Genomic DNA, 18,776 nt, shown 5'->3' with positions numbered 1-18,776 from the left:
ATAATAATATTATTGAGTGAAAAGGGGTTGAGAGACATGGCAGTTAGTAAAGAACAATTGCATGAACTTGTTGATCACTTGCCTAAAAAACGTATGAGCTTGCCAAAAATCATTTAGAGAGCTTAATGAAGAATAATCATTCTGAGTATGAACCACCAATTGATGAAGAACCAACTACAGTAGATGACCTTGCAGCGATTAAAGCAGCTCAGCACGCTTTAGAAAATGATGAGCTTATTAGCTTAAAGGACATTGAAAATGAATTACGAGATTAAGTTTTATAAAGAAGCTCTGAAAAGCATTCAGAAATTAGAAAGCAAGTGGAAAAAACGAATTCTCGACCAAAATTGTTAATGAGCAATTAATTGTTGTGATTATAAAAATCGGTACTCGAGGAGATGTTTACAAGTGATAGGGACGCTTATTGCGTCTCTTTTTCTTCATATCCATATTTTAATAAAAGATACTGGAATTGTAAATACTTGTATTTTAAAATTAATTAGAACAAATATTGAGTATTTTTGCCGCTATGCTATACTATGGATGTCGTCATAAGACGTGGGTTTAAATTAATTTATTTTGAAATGTTTGCATATTGTGAGAAAGAGATGAGAGTACGATGAAAAGGTTTTCGCTTCATCGTACTCTCTTTTTTACCTCTATAAAATCAATCAGTATCAATCAGTAACTTAAAAATGCCAATTCTCCTTCACCCTCAAGATCCAAACCATATTGCTTAGAGTACATATTTTCTTTCAGCGCAAGTACCTTACCATCAAGCAACGGTACAATACCTTGTTGTTCAGTCAAAGCTTTGAGCTCCTGATTATAAATATTAATCGAATATAGCTGAGCTTGTTTTAATCTTCTTCCAAGATCTTGAACACTTTGACTACCGTTTAAAGCAGCGATAATCTCTTTCCCCTTACCATACGGCACAAGAACCGACGTTGTAAGATCAGGTATAACTTCAAATTGTTCTGCTGCTGTCATATGACTATGATTTAGAAATAATGGCGGCTGTGAATCTTGTTTCATTTTATTCATATAAGCTACATAATGAGGATTTTTATCTTTATATCCTGCCAATAAATTTACGAGCGAATATCCCTTTCCTTGAAGCTTATAATTCAACTCATTTGTCATGTCTTGATAAAATTGCTCAAAGTAATAATCCATCGCTTTTTTCGATCTGAGATCACCGTCGTATAATGATGAATTCTTTTTTAACTCAACAATCATTTCTTTGGTAATCTTTGCACCTATTTGAATTTCTTTTAACTTATCCAGCTTTTCTTCTTTATGCTGAATAAGATATACATAGCGCAATGGATGTTCACCATGGCGATTGCATCTTCCCGCTGCTTGTTCAATTGAATCAAGTCCAGCTAATGAGCGAATTACCGTTTGAAAGCTAATATTGACTCCTGCCTCTATCAATTGAGTGCTTATACAAACAATTTTTTGATTCGTTTTTAACTTGCCTCGAATGATTCTAAGCATACTTTTACGATGTTGTGCACACATGGAAGTGCTCAGATGATAAACTTGTATGTCATCATCTGTACTTTCCTTTAATGCTTGATAGAGCTTTTTCACAACCGATTTTGTATTAAGGATAACTAATACGCTATCTAGCTGTGCCAGCTGCTCTTGTACCATTTCTACTAATTCTTCTGTAGATAGCTCTTTTTCGATTTTAGGCACGAGCTTCACTCTTTGAAAAGCTTGGAAAACTTCATTTAATTGCTCTATCATTTCATGACGGTTACTTAGCATGAGAGGAAGCTGTAATTTTTGCAATGCTGGTTGTGTTGCCGTACATAATACAATACTTGAATCACAACATTTATTTAAGAAATTAACTGCAAAATTAAATAGAGAAATACAATGAGTCGGTACTTTTTGCACTTCATCAAAAATGATCACGGATTTCGCTAATTGGTGGAAACGCCGTATGTTTTTTGTACCTTTGTCATATATCACATTTAGAAACTGCACCATGGTCGTAAAGATGATAGGTGCATTCCAATTTTCCATGGCAAGTTTCAGTTTTTGAGCATTGCTCATCATGCAGTCATCCATCTCATCACTGTTCTCTTCGATTATGACGTTACAATGATGTTCAAGAACTGCATCATCATCTTGTAAAATATTCCGAACTTCAGCAGCATTTTGCTCTATTATATTCGTATATGGCACAACATAAATAATATGTTCTTTACCGTAAGTTAACGCATGTTTTAACCCATAGCGCAAACTAGCTAATGTTTTTCCACCACCAGTAGGTATCGATAATGTATAAATGCCAGATGGATGCACAGCAAATTCTTCACATTGCTCAGATAACTGCTTTCGCAATTGATAGATTTGCTCATTCTCTCCTTGCTTTAGAACAAATGATTGTAAATATGTAGTTAGTTTATCGTAGTATTGTCGAAATAGCGCTTCTATATTGTTTCCTTGCAATACTTGCTGCTCTATTGGAATGTTTTCCTCAAAGGCTCTAGAGTTATGACGATCTGCTTCAATTAAAGCACTAAACACATATTTTGTTAGAAGCATTAAATTTGCATAGGCTTGTTTTTTTTCTTTTTGTGAAAATTGGTGTAATTCTTTAGTCGCTAAATCTACATATTCCTTAAATTGCTCACGACTCATTACTTTTTCAAAAAATATATCAACGATTTGCTCAAAATTATAAATCGGTTTTTCACTTACTCGATACAAAAATCCATTGTTAGGTTCAGGGGAATAGTAATCATGTAAATAAGAGTGGTGAGAAATAACAGAATTGCTAACGATTTCGGCTAGTAGTTCGTATAGGGAAGAACGTTCATAGAGACGATGGAACATGCTAAACAGTAGTTTACCGCCTGCTGTTGAATGGTCAATTTTTTTACTAGGAGGATTATCTGGATTAAGAACCGCTTGCTTAATATAATCAGCAAATTGTTGATTGTATTTCCCAACGTCATGCAATAATCCAGCAAGTCCAGTAACATGAGGGATGCCGACTTTATCCCCAATCTTTTCTGCAAGCTTCATTACCTCAAGCAAATGTTGTTCAACAGTTTGTACTGCTCCGTCACTCTTTCTAATATGTGCTATTGATTCATATATAGAGAGATTTGCCATACTAACACCTCAATGCTTTGCTCAAGAATAACTTACTAGGTATATTTACGTAATACTCATCATTCACAATTTAACACTCCTATTTAACTACTATCCTTGCTATACCGCTTGTCCCAATCGATTCTATTAATCCCATATTTCACTAATAATATAATATCAAACATTACCTGGAAATAAAAATTAATGTCTAAATCTGTAGCACATATTCTTACAAATAATCAGTTGTAATTTAAACCACACTACGCCCCCGATCCCTCTGCAATATACGAACAGGAGCATATATTTGAGACACACACTCATTTGGAGTGCGACTGAAATCGAACTGACAGTCGACAACGTACATGATCATTTCAATCCACGCACTCACATGGAGTGCGACATATCAACCCATCTGAGCTTATTAGACGCATCATATTTCAATCCACGCACTCACATGGAGTGCGACTATATCTGACGTATATAAATCATATAGGACGTAAAATTTCAATCCACGCACTCACATGGAGTGCGACTAAATGCCTGCGGTAGAATACTCTATCATTTTCTTTGTATTTCAATCCACGCACTCACATGGAGTGCGACGACATTAAGTACATCATTCATCCTAAAACTGCACGAAAGATTTCAATCCACGCACTCACATGGAGTGCGACTACACAAGCCTTGTGAGAGACTTGTACTCATCTCTTATTTCAATCCACGCACTCACATGGAGTGCGACACAGTCTGCATTAATCAAGTAATCTATCAGATTGAATTTCAATCCACGCACTCACATGGAGTGCGACGCTACTCCGCACAACTCGAATAGTCGCATTTTAGATTTCAATCCACGCACTCACATGGAGTGCGACTGGTTTGAGACCTATAGCAGAGATAAGTTAGGTCTTATTTCAATCCACGCACTCACATGGAGTGCGACTAGATGATGATGTTTGGACTGTACAGGATGCGGAATTTCAATCCACGCACTCACATGGAGTGCGACTATATCTAAATGGAACGATTAGTGCAAAAAGCTATGATATTTCAATCCACGCACTCACATGGAGTGCGACGATTTAGCAATTAGTGATGCTGTACAAATTGATAAAAATTTCAATCCACGCACTCACATGGAGTGCGACTGCAACTACTCTCAAGAGCTTGTAAAATCTCATATGATTTCAATCCACGCACTCACATGGAGTGCGACTGCAACTACTCTCAAGAGCTTGTAAAATCTCATATGATTTCAATCCACGCACTCACATGGAGTGCGACAAGATGCAAATAATCGCTTTGTCTCTGATGCAGAATTTCAATCCACGCACTCACATGGAGTGCGACTCCAGACAATTGTGACCACCTTCTTTTTTAATATATTTCAATCCACGCACTCACATGGAGTGCGACTCCAGACAATTGTGACCACCTTCTTTTTTAATATATTTCAATCCACGCACTCACATGGAGTGCGACCTTGTCATCTTTGAATTGCATAGCTTTTAACACTAATATTTCAATCCACGCACTCACATGGAGTGCGACACAGACTCCTGTAAGTAGCTAGGATTGTATAGCTTATTTCAATCCACGCACTCACATGGAGTGCGACACAGTTCGATGGCAGCTAGGCACATGTGATTTTATTTCAATCCACGCACTCACATGGAGTGCGACCCAACAATTATCCTTAACTTTGTACCGCTAAAGGTATTTCAATCCACGCACTCACATGGAGTGCGACTCCAAATTTCGGATAATAACAAACAAAACTAGATAAAATTTCAATCCACGCACTCACATGGAGTGCGACTTGGCGGGATTAGAACGTAAAATGGCGGAAATAATTTCAATCCACGCACTCACATGGAGTGCGACTCAAAATCTTTACCTTCATTTATATGGTAGTGATATTTCAATCCACGCACTCACATGGAGTGCGACACGTTGATATCCGTAAGGTGCAACATTACCAGGATTTCAATCCACGCACTCACATGGAGTGCGACTCGTTGAGACACCTGCAATTTTTAATTGACCGAAATTTCAATCCACGCACTCACATGGAGTGCGACTGGACGGATGATGCGATAGTCGCCAGTGAGATTATCATTTCAATCCACGCACTCACATGGAGTGCGACTAACATCACTGGTAATATGGTATGTGCTTGTTATGATGGATTTCAATCCACGCACTCACATGGAGTGCGACAGCCCGCACTTTTCACCTTTGCGTAGCAAGCTTTTGCAAACGCTTAAGTGCGGATCGATTTAAATTTACCATAATTATACCAAAAAATCACGTGAAAAATCGCAAAAACCCTTATTTTATGCGGGGTGCGGATCTCCTAGGGATTTTATGTGAGCTTCCGATCCGCACCAAGTACTAAGTGTTTCCTTTTACATTCACTCTATTTACTTAACACTTGCTTTTCTCCCCTTCTATCTGTCATAAAGCTCTGTACTATAATCATTAACAAAATTAACAGCAATATTGCAAGCAGTGCTACTGTAAAGCTGCCTGATACATCATAAATAAAGCCGACAAGCAGTGGACCCATAGCACCAGCTATATATCCTCCGCCCTGTGACATCGCTGACCATGAACCCGCTTCCTCTGAATTCGCTGTTTCAACGATTGGCAGCATCAGCGCAAGAGAAAACAATCCACCAGCACCTATTCCGCTGCTAATAATAGCAGGAAGAAGCGGAAAATCTAGCAGCATTAAGCTAATTCCTACAACTTCACATAAGCTGCAGCCAATTAGCAGCCATCTAAATTTTCCCCATTTGTTAGCTAACCAAGGGATAATAAAGGAAATAGGTATTTGGACGATAACAAAAATACTTAGCAGCATTGCTGCACTAGCTTGAGAATAACCAAAGCTAATGGCAATAGGTGAAATCCAAGCCAGCAAACTATAAAATATGCCAGCCATAAACCCAAAGTAGCCCGTTAAAAGCAATGCTCGCTTATTGCGAAGCGGCAACTTAGCTCGGTGAGAAATCGTTGCTGACTGCACCTTCTCGGAAAGCAGTCCTGACCATACTAGCAGGGCAAATACTGCAATTAAACTCCAGCAAGAGAGCGCTATAGCAAAATTATTGCCGCTTCCTTTATAAATTGATACCGAGAAGGCTGAAGCAAGAACCGCACCTATTGTTAAGGCAGCGGTATAATAGCTTACGATTTGTGGCTTTGTAGGAAAGTACTTTTTTATAAAGCTAGACAATAACGGAGCAGCAATGCTAATTCCAATTCCACCGACAAATGCGCTAATAACTAGCACTGCAACAGATTCAATAATCCCGCGTACAGCAGTGGCAAGCGCAATTAATAATATCGACAAGAAAATCGTTCGCTCTAATCCAATCCATTCTCTGAGCCTCGTTGCTATTGGTGCAAACAGACCCATACATAATACAGGCAAGGTGGTAAGCAGGCTTGCAACCACTCCACTCATTCCTAGCTCTGATTGCAATGTATTAAGTAATGGGGAGACTGATGTAATTATCGGTCTTAAATTAAACGCCGCAAGCATAATTGCCAATATTAAATAAAGCTTTCTCATCATCATCGCCTCCGTACTCTATCTTATGAGCGTTGAATCAGTGATATTAGAGTAGATAAGCATAATATTTTTGCAAGGAAAAACTTTCGTCTATCCATGTTTAAAGTGGGCAGTTGTTGCATTAGAGAATCAACTCAAATGCAGCTCGCTGGAACGGTCAGTCTTTATTTAGCGGCGGACTTGCAAAAATCTACGGTTTTACTGATCTTAATGGTTTTAGCCTGATTATTTTAGATAAATGAAAGATGGAGTAGCTGATAGAAAAGCTGTGAATGAGGAAAATTATCTCTAAAAAATTTAATATTTTAGATCTAAAATTTTAAATGCATTTTTTGATTAAATGTGCTATGATACCCATTGGCTTATTTTTATGTACTACGTAAAGAAAGGAAAGCACATGTCTAGAGATCAATCAACTGTGAACGAAACAGCAAGCGGCAAAGGTGCATCTGAATTTAATTTATTCAAGCTCACTTGGCCAATCTTTTTAGAAGTCTTATTATTTATGCTAATGGGTATTGTAGATACCTTTATGCTCAGTGAGATTTCCGATAATGCTGTATCGGGAGTCGGAGCATCTAACAACTTCCTTCATATCGCAATACTAATTATGGAGGTTATTGGTAACGGTGCATCGATTGTTGTTGCACAATATCTTGGGTCACGCAAGCTGCTTGAAGCTTCTCGTGTCTCTGCGCTTGCAATTACGCTTAACCTGATTGTTGGGCTTATTATCAGTACAATCTTTGTCATTTTTAGCAAATCGATGCTAACAATGCTTAATTTACACGGTGAAGTTCATGAACATGCCTTCAGATATTTATCGATTGTCGGAGGAGCGATATTCTTACAGGCAATTATTAACTCACTTTCTGCAATTATTCGTGTTCATGGCTTTACTAAGCAAGCAATGTTTGTCTCGCTTGGTATGAATGTGATTCATATCTTGTTGAACTATGGCTTAATTTTAGGTCACTTTGGCTTACCACAGCTTGGTACGCAAGGGGCTGCTATTTCATCTGTGATTAGCCGTGTAATTGCGGTAGTCGTATTTTTCTGGCTGCTCTATCAGATTATCGAGGTTAAAATTGAATGGAAGTTTTATATTTCATTATCGAAAACGTATATTACTAAAATTCTAAAAATCGGTATTCCATCAGCATTAGAGCAAATTATGTATCAATCCTGTCAGCTTGTATTTTTGTATTATTGTACGTATTTAGGAGAAGCTTCACTTGCAGCAAGAACGTACGCGACCAATATTTCAATGTTTATCTATTTGTTTGCGATAGCTGTTGCTTCTGGTACATCTATTATTGTCGGTCGCTTAGTAGGAGCTGGCAAACAAGATGAAGCTTATAAAAGAGTATGGGGCAGCACAAAATCAGCTTCGATTATTACGCTAATCATGATTGGTGTCGTTATCCTATTACGTGTACCGTTAATGTCGATCTTTACCGATGATCAAGAAATTATTTCAATCGGTGCAAATGTACTTTTGCTTAGCATAGTACTAGAGACAGGACGTACCATTAATATTGTTATTATTAACTCACTGCGTGCTTCTGGGGATGCAACATTCCCATTAATCATCGGCATATTTTCGATGGTATGTATGAGCTTGCCGCTTGGTTATTTACTTTTATTCCATCTCGATATGGGTCTTGCAGGTGTATGGCTAGCAATTGCTGCCGACGAATGGTCCCGTGCTGTTATTATGTCGATTCGTTGGAAAAGACGGAATTGGGAAAAACATGCATTGGTTAAAGCAACTCCAGCAGCCTCTGCTAGTCATTAGTGCTGCTGCATTTAATTAAAAAAAGCGATCCGCTTGAAGGTACTCCCTTTGCTTAGTAATCTGACAAACAGAGTGCCCTTCATGGATCGCTTTTTTTTATGTCATGTCATGTTACGTTAGTCATATTACGGCTATACAAGGCTAGAACTATCAAAGGCATGCCGTACAATTTCATATACTTTCTTTAATGGAATTCCATGCTGCTTAGCAAGATATTTACAATCCTCATACTCAGGTGCCCATTGCATCATTTTTCCTTGATAGCTGCCAATTTTAACGTGCACTTCACCTAGTTCTGTTAAAACTTTAACCATTTTACGTTCCAAGCGATGAACGGTGAGCGGATAATAGCGCAAGCCTAGTGTAGTTGTTTCACGAAAGATGATTTCTTTCATTTGGTCAAGCAAATGAGCGGTGCATAACACCTGAAGCAAGACGCCAGGTCGATTTTTCTTCATATATATCGGTGTATAGTATACGTCGTTCGCTCCTTGCTCCAATAGCAAATCTAACACATAGCCAAGCCATTCTCCTGACGTATCATCAAGGTTTACTTCTAGTTTAATCATCTCATCATCAATATGTTCATTTGCTGGCGCTGATTGTTTCAATGCAGCTCACTCCTTATTTACTCTGCAATTTATGCTAGCTCGCCAAGGATGACGCGCAAAACATTAGGATAATCCCCAAAGTTTTTTGTCCCCGCCCCGTAGCCGATTTTTTCTACAGTCATCGACGGCAGCGGACCGTACTGCTCAGCAAGCACAGCGACAATTGCAGCTCCAGTTGGTGTTGTTAGCTCTGCACGAATTTCTGACTTTTCAAGCGGTACACCTTTAAGTATTTCAAGTGTTGCAGGCGCTGGAACAGGATATACGCCATGATCAATTCGTATTTTACCAAAGCCAACTGGAATACGTGAGGCATAAACCTGCTGTATTCCGAGATCATCGAGTAAAATTGCTGCTCCTACAATATCAATGATCGAATCAACCGCTCCTACTTCATGAAAATGAACCAAATCAAGCGGCAAGCCATGAATTTTTGCTTCTGCCTCGCCAATTTTACGAAAAATGTGCAGTGCCATAGAGGTCACTTTTTCATTAAATCCGGCTTCTGTAATAAGCTTAACAATATCAACATAAGAACGATGATGATGAGAATGCACATGGTTATGATCATGCGTATGAGCGTGATGATGGACATGGTCATGAGCATGATGGTGCGTATGTTCATGTTGATCGGTGTGGTCATGACTATGATCATGTAAATGCTCGTGCTTATGAGCGTGTTCATGAGCATGATGGTGCATATGTTCATGCTGATCGGCGTGGTCATGACTATGATCATGTACATGCTCGTGCTGGTGTACATGGTCATGCGCATGATGGTGCGTATGTTTATGCTGATCGGGGTGGTCATGCGCATGATGATGCTGATGACTATGCTTATGTTCGTGAACATGCTCATTGCTTTGCCCAAATGGTGCGATATGAAGCTGATGGGAATGAGTTTGTCCTTGCTGATGTCTATGCTCGCTTAATATTACATCAAATTTGGTTGCTGAAATGCCATTTTTGTTAACCTTTCGATAATTAAGCTCATACTCCTCAGTAAATCCAAGCTTCTTTAATCCTTTTTCAAGTGTCTCAACATCTGCTCCTGCGTCAAGCAGCGCCCCGATAAACATATCTCCACTAATGCCAGACATACAATCCAAATACAATAGCCTCATTATTCACCTACTCCTTTATTCGCCAGCCGATGGATTAGCGCTGCATTATAGCCGCCGCCAAAACCATTATCGATATTTACGACACTAATTCCGGAAGCACAGGAGTTGAGCATCGTCAGTAAAGCAGATAAGCCTTGAAAATTCGCACCATAACCTACACTTGTCGGTACGGCGATAACAGGATGTGAAACAAGCCCGCCAACGACACTAGGCAAAGCCCCCTCCATCCCTGCAACAACGACTGAAACAACTGCCGCTTGAATTTCCTCGGAATAATGCAGTAGACGATGAATTCCCGCTACTCCCACGTCATAAATTCGCCGCACATTGCTGCCAAGCAGCTCTGCTGTTAATGCTGCCTCCTCTGCTACCGCCAGATCAGAGGTTCCTGCTGCAATGACTGCAACATAACCCTTTAATTGCTGCTTAGAGGATGAAGTATCCTTTTTATAGAGCAAACGAGCAAGTGCATTGTATTGAAGCTGTGGAATCATCGCTTGAAGCGCCGCAGCCTTATCCTCTGAAATTCGCGTACAAATAATATCTTGCTGATGAGCTGCAAGCGATCCGATAATGGCGGCGATACTCTCTACCGACTTACCTTCGCCATAAATAATTTCAGGAAAGCCTTGCCGCTTTTTTCGATGGTAATCCACTTTTGCAAAACCAAGATCATCAAATGCAGCTAGGCGCTGCTTAGCTTCCTCAATCGTAAGCTGCCCTTGCTGCAGTTGCTGTAAAATATGATCCAGCAAGTCTATTCCCCCTAACCTGGCAAAAGCCTCTAGCAAAATAACGGTGCAATCGTTGCTGCAAGTTGTTCATAACGAAGAAATAAATTGCGGTACACTTCTACATTTTCTGGATTTGGCAAAGTTGGCTCACTCATCGGAATATTATGCTTTATATCGGCAAAGGAATGAGCGATGCCAAGTCCGACTAATGCTGTCCAGGCAGCTCCCCATGCTGCACCATGATGATTTTCAGAAACGTAAATTTCTGCATTAAACATATCCGCCATCATTTGCAGCCACAGTTTCGAGCGAGATAATCCGCCATTGATGTACATTTTTCGCGCTCCCTGCTGCGATGCATGTAACGCTTTTCCAATGCTATATAAATTAAAGGTAATTCCCTCAAGTGCTGCACGAATAAAATGCTCCTTGCGATGGGTTACGCTTACTCCATAAAAATTACCTTTCGCCTTTTGATTCCAGACTGGAGCCCGCTCCCCATTTATATATGGCAAGAAAAACAAACCTTCTGCTCCTGGGGCAACACCCTCTGCCTGTGCTAAAAATGCAGAAAAATCGCTCTTATCCTGCAATAAATCCTTTAGCCATTGCAAAACGATACCGCCATTATTCGTAGGTCCGCCAACGATAAATGAATCTGCTGTAAAGGCATAGCAGAAACTTTCTTGCTGCGCGCCAACAACTACTTCACTCGTAAATTGTCTTATCGCTCCGCTAGTACCGACTGAGACGGCGATTTCTCCTGGCAGCACTGCACCAATCCCAAGATTTGAGAGCTGTCCATCAGCAGCGCCGATTATCACTGTTAAATCTGGTCGCACGCCCATAGCTGCTGCAATTTCAGGCTTTAATGAGGATAGCTTTGTTGTAGGTGGCACGATCTGTGACAGCTGCTCTTCTTTAATCCCAGCTAACCGCAACGACTGCTCGTTCCAACGCAAGCTGCGCGGATTAAACATTCCCGTTGCTGATGCCATGGAATAGTCGATAACACGATCTCCACACCAAGCATAAATTAAGTATTCTTTTATCGACATAAAATACGCTGCTTGTTGATAGGGAGCGAAATTTTTTTCCTTCATCCATAATAGCTTCGTAAATGGGGTCATCGGATGAACAGGTGTGCCTGTTTCTGCATATAGCTCATATTTTAATTGCGGATCGAGGCTAGCAACTTGTTCTGCTGCTCGTCCATCAGCCCAAATTAACGCTTGTGATAGCGCGCGCCCTTTGTCGTCTACTGCTATTAGCGAATGCATAGCAGCCGAAAAAGAAAGCGCCAAAACCTGCTGCTCATTTATTCTAGCTGATGCCAATGCTTCCTTAATCGCTATACATGCAAGCTGGGCAATTTCCTCAGGATTTTGCTCTGCCCAGCCCTGCTGCGGATAGTAGGAAGTAATCATCTGCTCTGCTGAAGATAATAAATGCCCCTGTAAATCAAATAAACAAGCCTTAGCACTTGTGGTTCCTAAATCTAAGCCAAGAATATATAATTGTTCCATGCTTGCACAGTTCCTTTACAATTTTTAAATATTACGAGGACATACTTAACAGTTTATTCATACTGCCGCTTTTATAGCCTAACAAGTCCAACGTAACATATTGATAGCCATAGGACTGCAATGTTTTCGCAATAAGCTCAGCATGCTCCACTACTTTAGGCAAGTCCTGCGGCTCTACTTCTATTCTAGCAATTCCTTCATGAGTTCGTACACGCACTTGTCGGATATGAAGTGATTTAATAAATGCTTCGGCTAATTCAATTTTACTAAGCTTCTCTTGCGTAATTCGCTCACCATAAGCGATACGTGAAGATAGACATGCAAATGAAGGCTTATTCCAAGTCGGTAAACCACAGCGCTGAGATAACTGGCGAATTTCTGACTTATATAACTGTGCCTCAAGCAGCGGTCCACGAACTCCTCGCTCCTTCGCTGCCTGCATCCCTGGGCGATGCTCATTCATATCATCAGCGATTACACCATACACAATATTCGAGTAGCCGTGCTGCTCCAACAGCGGCAACAAATGATCGAACAAACTGCTTTTGCAAAAATAGCAGCGATTCTTATTATTTTCGGCATAGCCGGGGATATTCAGCTCAGAAGTTTCAATTACTTGATGACGTGCTCCTATTAGCTCTGCTAAAGACTTTGCTTCCTCTAACTCACTAGAAGGATAGGTTTCTGAATCTGCTGTAACTGCTAGAACGTTTTCCTTGCCCAATGTATCTACAGCCGCTTTTAATAAAAATGTACTGTCTACTCCGCCAGAAAAGGCGACAACGACAGAGCCCATTTCACGAAGAATCTTTTGCAATTGTGCGTACTTTTGCTCTAGCATTTCGTTACACGTCCCTTCATTAAATCGTCATGCTGCCAAAGCCACCATCCACTCTCAATAGCTCGCCTGTAACAAAGCTTGATGCTGCATCTGATGCCAGAAATACTGCAGCTCCCTGTAATTCTTTAGGGTCACCAAAGCGATTCATCGGCGTGTGGCGCATAATGGCTTCAATCCGATCCTGACTTAAAATTTTTCGGTTTTGCTCTGCTGGGAAAAAGCCCGGAATAATCGCATTTACCCGAATTCCATATGGGGCAAACTCTCTTGCCAAATATTGCGTCACACTATTAACGCCTGCTTTTGATGCAGAATATGTAAATACGCGAGAAAGTGGAGTCGTTGATGAGACGGAAGATAGATTAATAATGCTGCCCGGACGCTTTTGTTCAATCATGCGTTTAGCGAAAATTTGACAAGTTAAAACGACACCTTTTAGATTAACATCCATAATATCATCCCATTCCTCCATCTCTAGCTCTAAAAATGGAGTCGTGCTATTTTTACCTGCCGCATTTAAAATAACGTCCCAACCGCCGCACCATGCTTCAATTTCTTCAGCAGCAGCTTCAAGTGAAGCTTTAGAGCTAACATCAGCACTAAATGCCTTTGCAGTGCCGCCACGTGCATTAATTTTCTCCGCAACAGCCTCAGCCTTCTCTTTATTCCGTCCAATGACTGCAATTTGAGCTCCATGATCGGCTAACCCTTCACAAATCGCTGAGCCCAGCGTGCTATTTCCGCCAAAAGCTAATACTGTTTTCCCAGTTAAATCAAATAGTTTTGACATATGAATTCAGCCCTCATTTCTAATTTATCACTAATTATATCGTTCTTAAAATAAATTCCCTTGCTTATCAAATTGCAGCTCATATGGACCTTCTACTATCTCCATCTGTGGATGCTGCCGCACATAATCGATCAAACTCTCAGAAACTTCTATTTCACTAATTTCCAACGTATTATGAATGCGAACTAACTTCACCTTAGTAAAATCTAATATATTGCAAGTTTTAATCGCTGCTTGAATACATTGCTTATCATTAGGCAACGTGGTAGCAATTTTAGTCGGAGCACAGACAGTCGACGTTAAGCCGTTTGCATAGGTAACATCTAAGTCCATCTTGTCTACTAAGCGCTGGGTAGTAAAGTCTGCCGTGCCTACCCCATTGGCGTTCCCCTCGGTTTGCGGGGTCAGATCAAGCACGCACATTTTATTGACATCAGGTCCGCCATGCGCATACGGTGTTGGATAACGTCCAGTAATATTAGGGTCCATTCCATCCCCGCTTATATTTTTTCCGATCTGATCGATAACAAGCACATCAATTTGCTCAAAATATAGCTTCGGTAACAGACTTTTTGCCTTTAGCTGCAGCTCTGGCTCACGCTCAATAATTTCCTCTTTCGTCAAGACTTCTAAATGAGCTACTTTATCGAATGCGTTTTCAATACTTGCTACTCCAAATAGCAGCGGCTTTTTCTCCATAATCATTTTCGCCATTGCCGGTACATTTTCTGCCATATATTTAAATCCTAGCTGATGACAGGCTTCTGCTCCCTTTTGCTTGCCTAGCCCGATACTAATCATCTTCATAATACCGCTTTCAACAGGACCTCTAAATGCGGTATGCGGTTTAATCCGATTAATAACGACAATGCCGTCTGCCTCGGAAGCAAATTTATCCACATATACTGGTAAACCATTCGGCAATGAGCCAAGCTGCACGACCTCCATCGAGGAACGAATTTCACAGTTTACACTTTGCTCGGTTACTCCTAAATGAGCCAGCACTTCGCGTTGACCTTCTGCTGTTGCTCCACCATGACTACCCATACTCGGTACAATAAATGGTTTTGCACCTGCATCTTGCAAAAATTGAACAGTCGTAGCAACAATCTCAACCAAGCGGTCTAAACCGCGGCTGCCAACTGCAATCGCGATTTCCATACCGGGCTTTACAAGCTGTTGAATTCTATCCTGCTCCAGCTTATTTCTTAGCTCATGGTGTACATTCTCAATACATGCTCGATCAAAATTCACTTTCACTTTTGCCATGCGTGGTACAGGTATATTTTTTAGCAGTTCCTGAACAATTCCCATTGCTCACTTCACTCTCCCACTATGTGATCATACACTCTGTTTTGACATCCTTCTGAACATGCGATACTATTTGTTTAGTAAGTGAACTAATTATAACTTTAAGGTAACAATTCCATTCTTCTTTGTCAAATACTAATTTTGACGATTTTTATTAGCTAAGTAATGTATACAAATATATGCTTTCGATGTACTTTTATATACATAGATCCAATCCTTGCCACCACATAGAATATATTCATGGTAGTGTCAAAAGTTCTATGAAAACTCAATAGGTGTTCGGGTCGTCTCCCATTTGTTGGGTGGAAAGGCCACGCAATCGCTCTTGACAAACACGCCAATGGTTTGACTCTACTTTAACAAGGGCGACGGGGACAAAAAGAAGGCATGCTAAATAGCCCTTGGTTTTTCCATTTTAAACCATTGGCTAGTTCGGTTTGTCAAGAGTTCGCTCCGCCGATTGCTCGTTTTTACTTCGGGCTCTGCTAAACCAAAAAGTTAGGCTGGTTGTTGTTCGTTAATCCATTGTTGTGCTAAAGCGATCAGTTTAGTCCATCTCGCAGGCATATTCGGGAGCTGCAGTAACTCTGGATTAAGCACTGGCACCTTACCTTCTAATGCAGAATGAGGCCTTAAAAAGTTAAAGTAAGCTACAAACAGGGTCACAAAAGAAACAGATCCTTGTTCGGATCCAAACCCGTGTGTTGAACGATAATTGCCTTTAAATGTGCGATTTAGTCTTTCGATAACTTGTTTGAGATGCCTATACTCCGTTGACACAGGATCTTCATTGGTAAGTCCAATAACCTGCTTGATGTCGAACTGAATATCGTGTTGAGCGAAAAAGTGCTGAGCTAAGAGATAAATCGGATTGCCATCCACCACAAATGTAAGATCTTTAGGAATCTCTTTCAGTTTCATTAAGACATCATCAATGGCACGGATTGCTGACACTGTATCCCGATTTGGCGATACTGGGTAAGACAAAATAATCTTTTTTACCGCATCAAAGAAGAAAAACAAGTAATGCCAACGCCCATTCACCTTGATGTAGGTTTCGTCTCCACAGAACTGGTCAGAAAGTTCGTAGGGATAATAATCTACGTAAGGCTTAAGTATTAGGGCAACTGCATTCTCATAATTTAAAATACTTTGATGCGATATGCTTACCCCATGTACATCTTTCATGAGTGCAGCTGTTTTACGGGCCGAAAGTCCATAGTTGACATGATAGGTTAAAATGAGCCCCAAAGTATGTGGCGACGCATACAGCCTGGATAAATCAACCTTGGGCTTTTTGGGGGAAGACTTAGACAATGGCTGAAAATCGATGTGAAACTGCCGGAAAATGTATCTTAACTTAAAGGATTGAGGATCTTTTTTAAACTGTCTCTTCTCTTTCGAAGACATACCATTTAGTTTCTTTTGGTAATAGGGACAATCATTATTTTTACACTTGAACACGTTAAAGTCTTTTCGCTCTTTGATTTTTTCAAGAGTCTTAGAACAATGAGGACACTTTAAAATGGCCTCTTTCAAATAGCGGCTCTTATCATTAAACAGACAGGAACATACCTTACATTGATACTGTCCTTTGCCCCCATTATTGGCATAAAGATAATCCGATGGAGCACCACACTTCGGACAGTTCATAGATTTAGGTACAGTCGTCTTTGCATTCAAACGCCTTTGAACAGGCTTTAGATGTTTACCGTTTTTCTCTAGGTATTCTGTTAGAAGGATTCGATAATCAAGCTTCTGAAGAGTTTCGTTGATCGGAAGATCATCCACCTGAAGCTTACGATATGGTTTATTGATTGGCTCTTCTTTAGGTTTATCAAACATGTTTTTACCGATAAGAAGAGTAAGTAAAGTTTTAATAATTTGATCTTGGTACTTGATAAATTCAAGTAAATAGGTTAATAATTGAGGATACAAACTTGTCACTTCCTAGTTGTTTGGGATTAAGTGTTCGGTGTGGTAACCTTACTTTTAACCTAAAACTATGGGGGTGGCAAGTTTTTTGCTTTCCGAGACTTATATATCAAGGAAAACCCTCAATTATATATATAAAGTTTTTACAATACGATATTCATTTAAGGAGGGTAACTATGGCAGCAGGAGATGCAGCGCTTATTAAAAAAATAAATCGTTCGCTTATTTTACATGAAATTGTTAAGCATCATTCTATTTCTCGCGCAAGTCTCTCAAAAATAACAAACTTAACGAAAGCTACAATTTCTGCACAGGTTGCTGATCTGATTGAGGAAGAACTTATCGTTGAAAAAGAAATTTTGCATAATACTGTAGGTCGTAAACCTATAATGCTATCGCTAAATGCTGATGCTGGCTACGCTCTTGGGATTGATCTTGAAAAAGACGGCATTACTTTTATGATCACGGATCTTGTTGGTAAACCTGTGACGATCGATAATATTGCTCACGATTGCAGCAACTACAGGCAAACTGTCGAGCTTTTAGTTTCATATATTCAAGGCTATCAACAGCGCTACAATCATCGGCGCTACGGCATTATAGGCATCGTTATTTCTGTCCATGGACTAGTTGATGCAAATCAAATGATTCAGTACATTCCTCGTCTTGGCTGGGAAAAAGCTCCTTTGAAGCAGGATTTAGAGATGGCACTGGGAGTTGAAGTCCAGATTGAAAATAATGCTAATTTAACCGCTTTTGCAGAGCGTGTATTTATCCACCATTCAACGAAAAATTTAATTAGTATTTCATTTTATTACGGGATTGGAATGGGCATGATCGTCAATGATCAGTATTTTAGCGGACATGATGGGTTTGCAGGAGAAATTGGTCATATGATTGTTGTGCCTGCTGGAAAAGCATGTGAATGCGGCAATGAAGGATGCTGGGAAAAGTATGCCTCAGAGCAAGCTTTGTTCGCAAATCTTGCTAAGCTCTACCCTAATAAGGAAATTAACTATCCCTTTATTAAGCAGCGGCTTGAACTAAGAGATAGCGTACTTATTTCAACGATTGAACAATATATTTATTATCTTTCCATTGGGGTCAACAATATGATTAATATTTACAATCCTGACGTAGTTGTATTAGATAGTGAGCTGCTGCGCCTTTATCCTAACGCTTTGCATAAAGTAAAAGATAATTTACGCTCGCGAGTCAGTCATTATCATGGACTATATATTTCTACCTTAGGCAGAACCTCTTGCACTCTGGGAGCATGCGCTAAATCAATTGTACGCTTTTTGGATATACCTTCGCTCACCCTGCCATATGATCAATTAGTTGCAACGGAAAGCAATTAACAGTAGTTCATTACATATCGCAAAGCCTCTCTTTCCTCTTAATTGTCA

Annotated in this window: 13 protein-coding genes and 1 CRISPR repeat array; of the genes, 3 read left to right on the top strand and 10 right to left on the bottom strand. The window is 40.0% G+C overall.

Annotated features, from left to right (window positions below; all coding sequences use genetic code 11):
• Positions 1 to 125 precede the first annotated feature (125 nt).
• Positions 126 to 275, top strand: a complete 150-nt coding sequence (locus tag AC2TDL_RS13130; protein ID WP_484696541.1) for a hypothetical protein — start codon at positions 126 to 128, stop codon at positions 273 to 275.
• Positions 276 to 681: 406 nt separating this feature from the next.
• Here AC2TDL_RS13130 and cas3 read toward each other — a convergent pair whose 3' ends face one another.
• Together cas3 and AC2TDL_RS13120 are read right to left on the bottom strand one after the other, a co-directional pair.
• Entirely contained in the window at positions 682 to 3,138 is a 2,457-nt protein-coding gene (cas3, locus tag AC2TDL_RS13125) for a CRISPR-associated helicase Cas3' (protein WP_484696540.1), read from the bottom strand.
• Positions 3,139 to 3,485: 347 nt separating this feature from the next.
• Positions 3,486 to 5,337: a CRISPR direct-repeat array (repeat unit 32 nt; unit sequence ATTTCAATCCACGCACTCACATGGAGTGCGAC).
• Positions 5,338 to 5,536: 199 nt separating this feature from the next.
• On the bottom strand, positions 5,537 to 6,667 hold the full coding sequence (locus AC2TDL_RS13120) for an MFS transporter (protein WP_484701177.1): 1,131 nt from the start codon (positions 6,665 to 6,667) through the stop codon (positions 5,537 to 5,539).
• Positions 6,668 to 7,094: 427 nt separating this feature from the next.
• On the opposite strand from AC2TDL_RS13120, the gene AC2TDL_RS13115 reads away from it, so the two are divergent.
• The gene (locus AC2TDL_RS13115; RefSeq protein WP_484696539.1) at positions 7,095 to 8,495 is read left to right on the top strand and encodes an MATE family efflux transporter; all 1,401 of its coding nucleotides are present in this window, start codon (positions 7,095 to 7,097) and stop codon (positions 8,493 to 8,495) included.
• Between the two features lie 131 nt (positions 8,496 to 8,626).
• On the opposite strand, the gene larC2 is transcribed toward AC2TDL_RS13115, so the two are convergent.
• The 8 genes from larC2 to AC2TDL_RS13075 all read right to left on the bottom strand — a co-directional run bounded on the left by larC2 (position 8,627) and on the right by AC2TDL_RS13075 (position 17,370).
• Entirely contained in the window at positions 8,627 to 9,106 is a 480-nt protein-coding gene (gene larC2 / locus AC2TDL_RS13110) for a nickel pincer cofactor biosynthesis protein LarC2 (RefSeq protein WP_484696538.1), read from the bottom strand.
• A 29-nt stretch (positions 9,107 to 9,135) separates the two neighbouring features.
• Positions 9,136 to 10,230 carry a nickel pincer cofactor biosynthesis protein LarC gene (larC, locus tag AC2TDL_RS13105; protein ID WP_484696537.1) on the bottom strand — a complete coding sequence of 365 codons (1,095 nt, stop codon included), beginning with the start codon at positions 10,228 to 10,230 and terminating at the stop codon, positions 9,136 to 9,138.
• Positions 10,230 to 10,985, bottom strand: a complete 756-nt coding sequence (gene larB / locus AC2TDL_RS13100) for a nickel pincer cofactor biosynthesis protein LarB (protein WP_484696536.1) — start codon at positions 10,983 to 10,985, stop codon at positions 10,230 to 10,232. The genes larC and larB overlap by 1 nt, the downstream gene beginning before the upstream one ends.
• A gap of 29 nt (positions 10,986 to 11,014) precedes the next feature.
• Positions 11,015 to 12,490, bottom strand: coding sequence for a gluconokinase (locus tag AC2TDL_RS13095; RefSeq protein ID WP_484696535.1), 1,476 nt, complete (start codon positions 12,488 to 12,490; stop codon positions 11,015 to 11,017).
• A 31-nt stretch (positions 12,491 to 12,521) separates the two neighbouring features.
• Complete coding sequence (larE, locus tag AC2TDL_RS13090; protein ID WP_484696534.1) at positions 12,522 to 13,331, bottom strand: ATP-dependent sacrificial sulfur transferase LarE; 810 nt, start codon at positions 13,329 to 13,331, stop codon at positions 12,522 to 12,524.
• A gap of 19 nt (positions 13,332 to 13,350) precedes the next feature.
• A complete protein-coding gene (locus tag AC2TDL_RS13085) occupies positions 13,351 to 14,121 on the bottom strand; it encodes an SDR family oxidoreductase (protein WP_484696533.1) in 771 nt (256 codons plus the stop codon).
• A 45-nt stretch (positions 14,122 to 14,166) separates the two neighbouring features.
• Complete coding sequence (locus AC2TDL_RS13080; RefSeq protein WP_484696532.1) at positions 14,167 to 15,435, bottom strand: nickel pincer cofactor-dependent isomerase, group 22; 1,269 nt, start codon at positions 15,433 to 15,435, stop codon at positions 14,167 to 14,169.
• A 495-nt stretch (positions 15,436 to 15,930) separates the two neighbouring features.
• The gene (locus AC2TDL_RS13075; RefSeq protein WP_484696056.1) at positions 15,931 to 17,370 is read right to left on the bottom strand and encodes an IS6 family transposase; all 1,440 of its coding nucleotides are present in this window, start codon (positions 17,368 to 17,370) and stop codon (positions 15,931 to 15,933) included.
• A gap of 173 nt (positions 17,371 to 17,543) precedes the next feature.
• Here AC2TDL_RS13075 and AC2TDL_RS13070 point away from each other — a divergent pair, with 173 nt between their 5' ends.
• The gene (locus AC2TDL_RS13070) at positions 17,544 to 18,728 is read left to right on the top strand and encodes an ROK family protein (protein ID WP_484696531.1); all 1,185 of its coding nucleotides are present in this window, start codon (positions 17,544 to 17,546) and stop codon (positions 18,726 to 18,728) included.
• Positions 18,729 to 18,776 lie beyond the last annotated feature (48 nt).

The organism is Paenibacillus sp. plas6, from assembly GCF_057221655.1.
The sequence above is the reverse complement of the archived record's forward strand: the minus strand, read 5'-3'. Positions and strand labels throughout refer to the sequence as shown.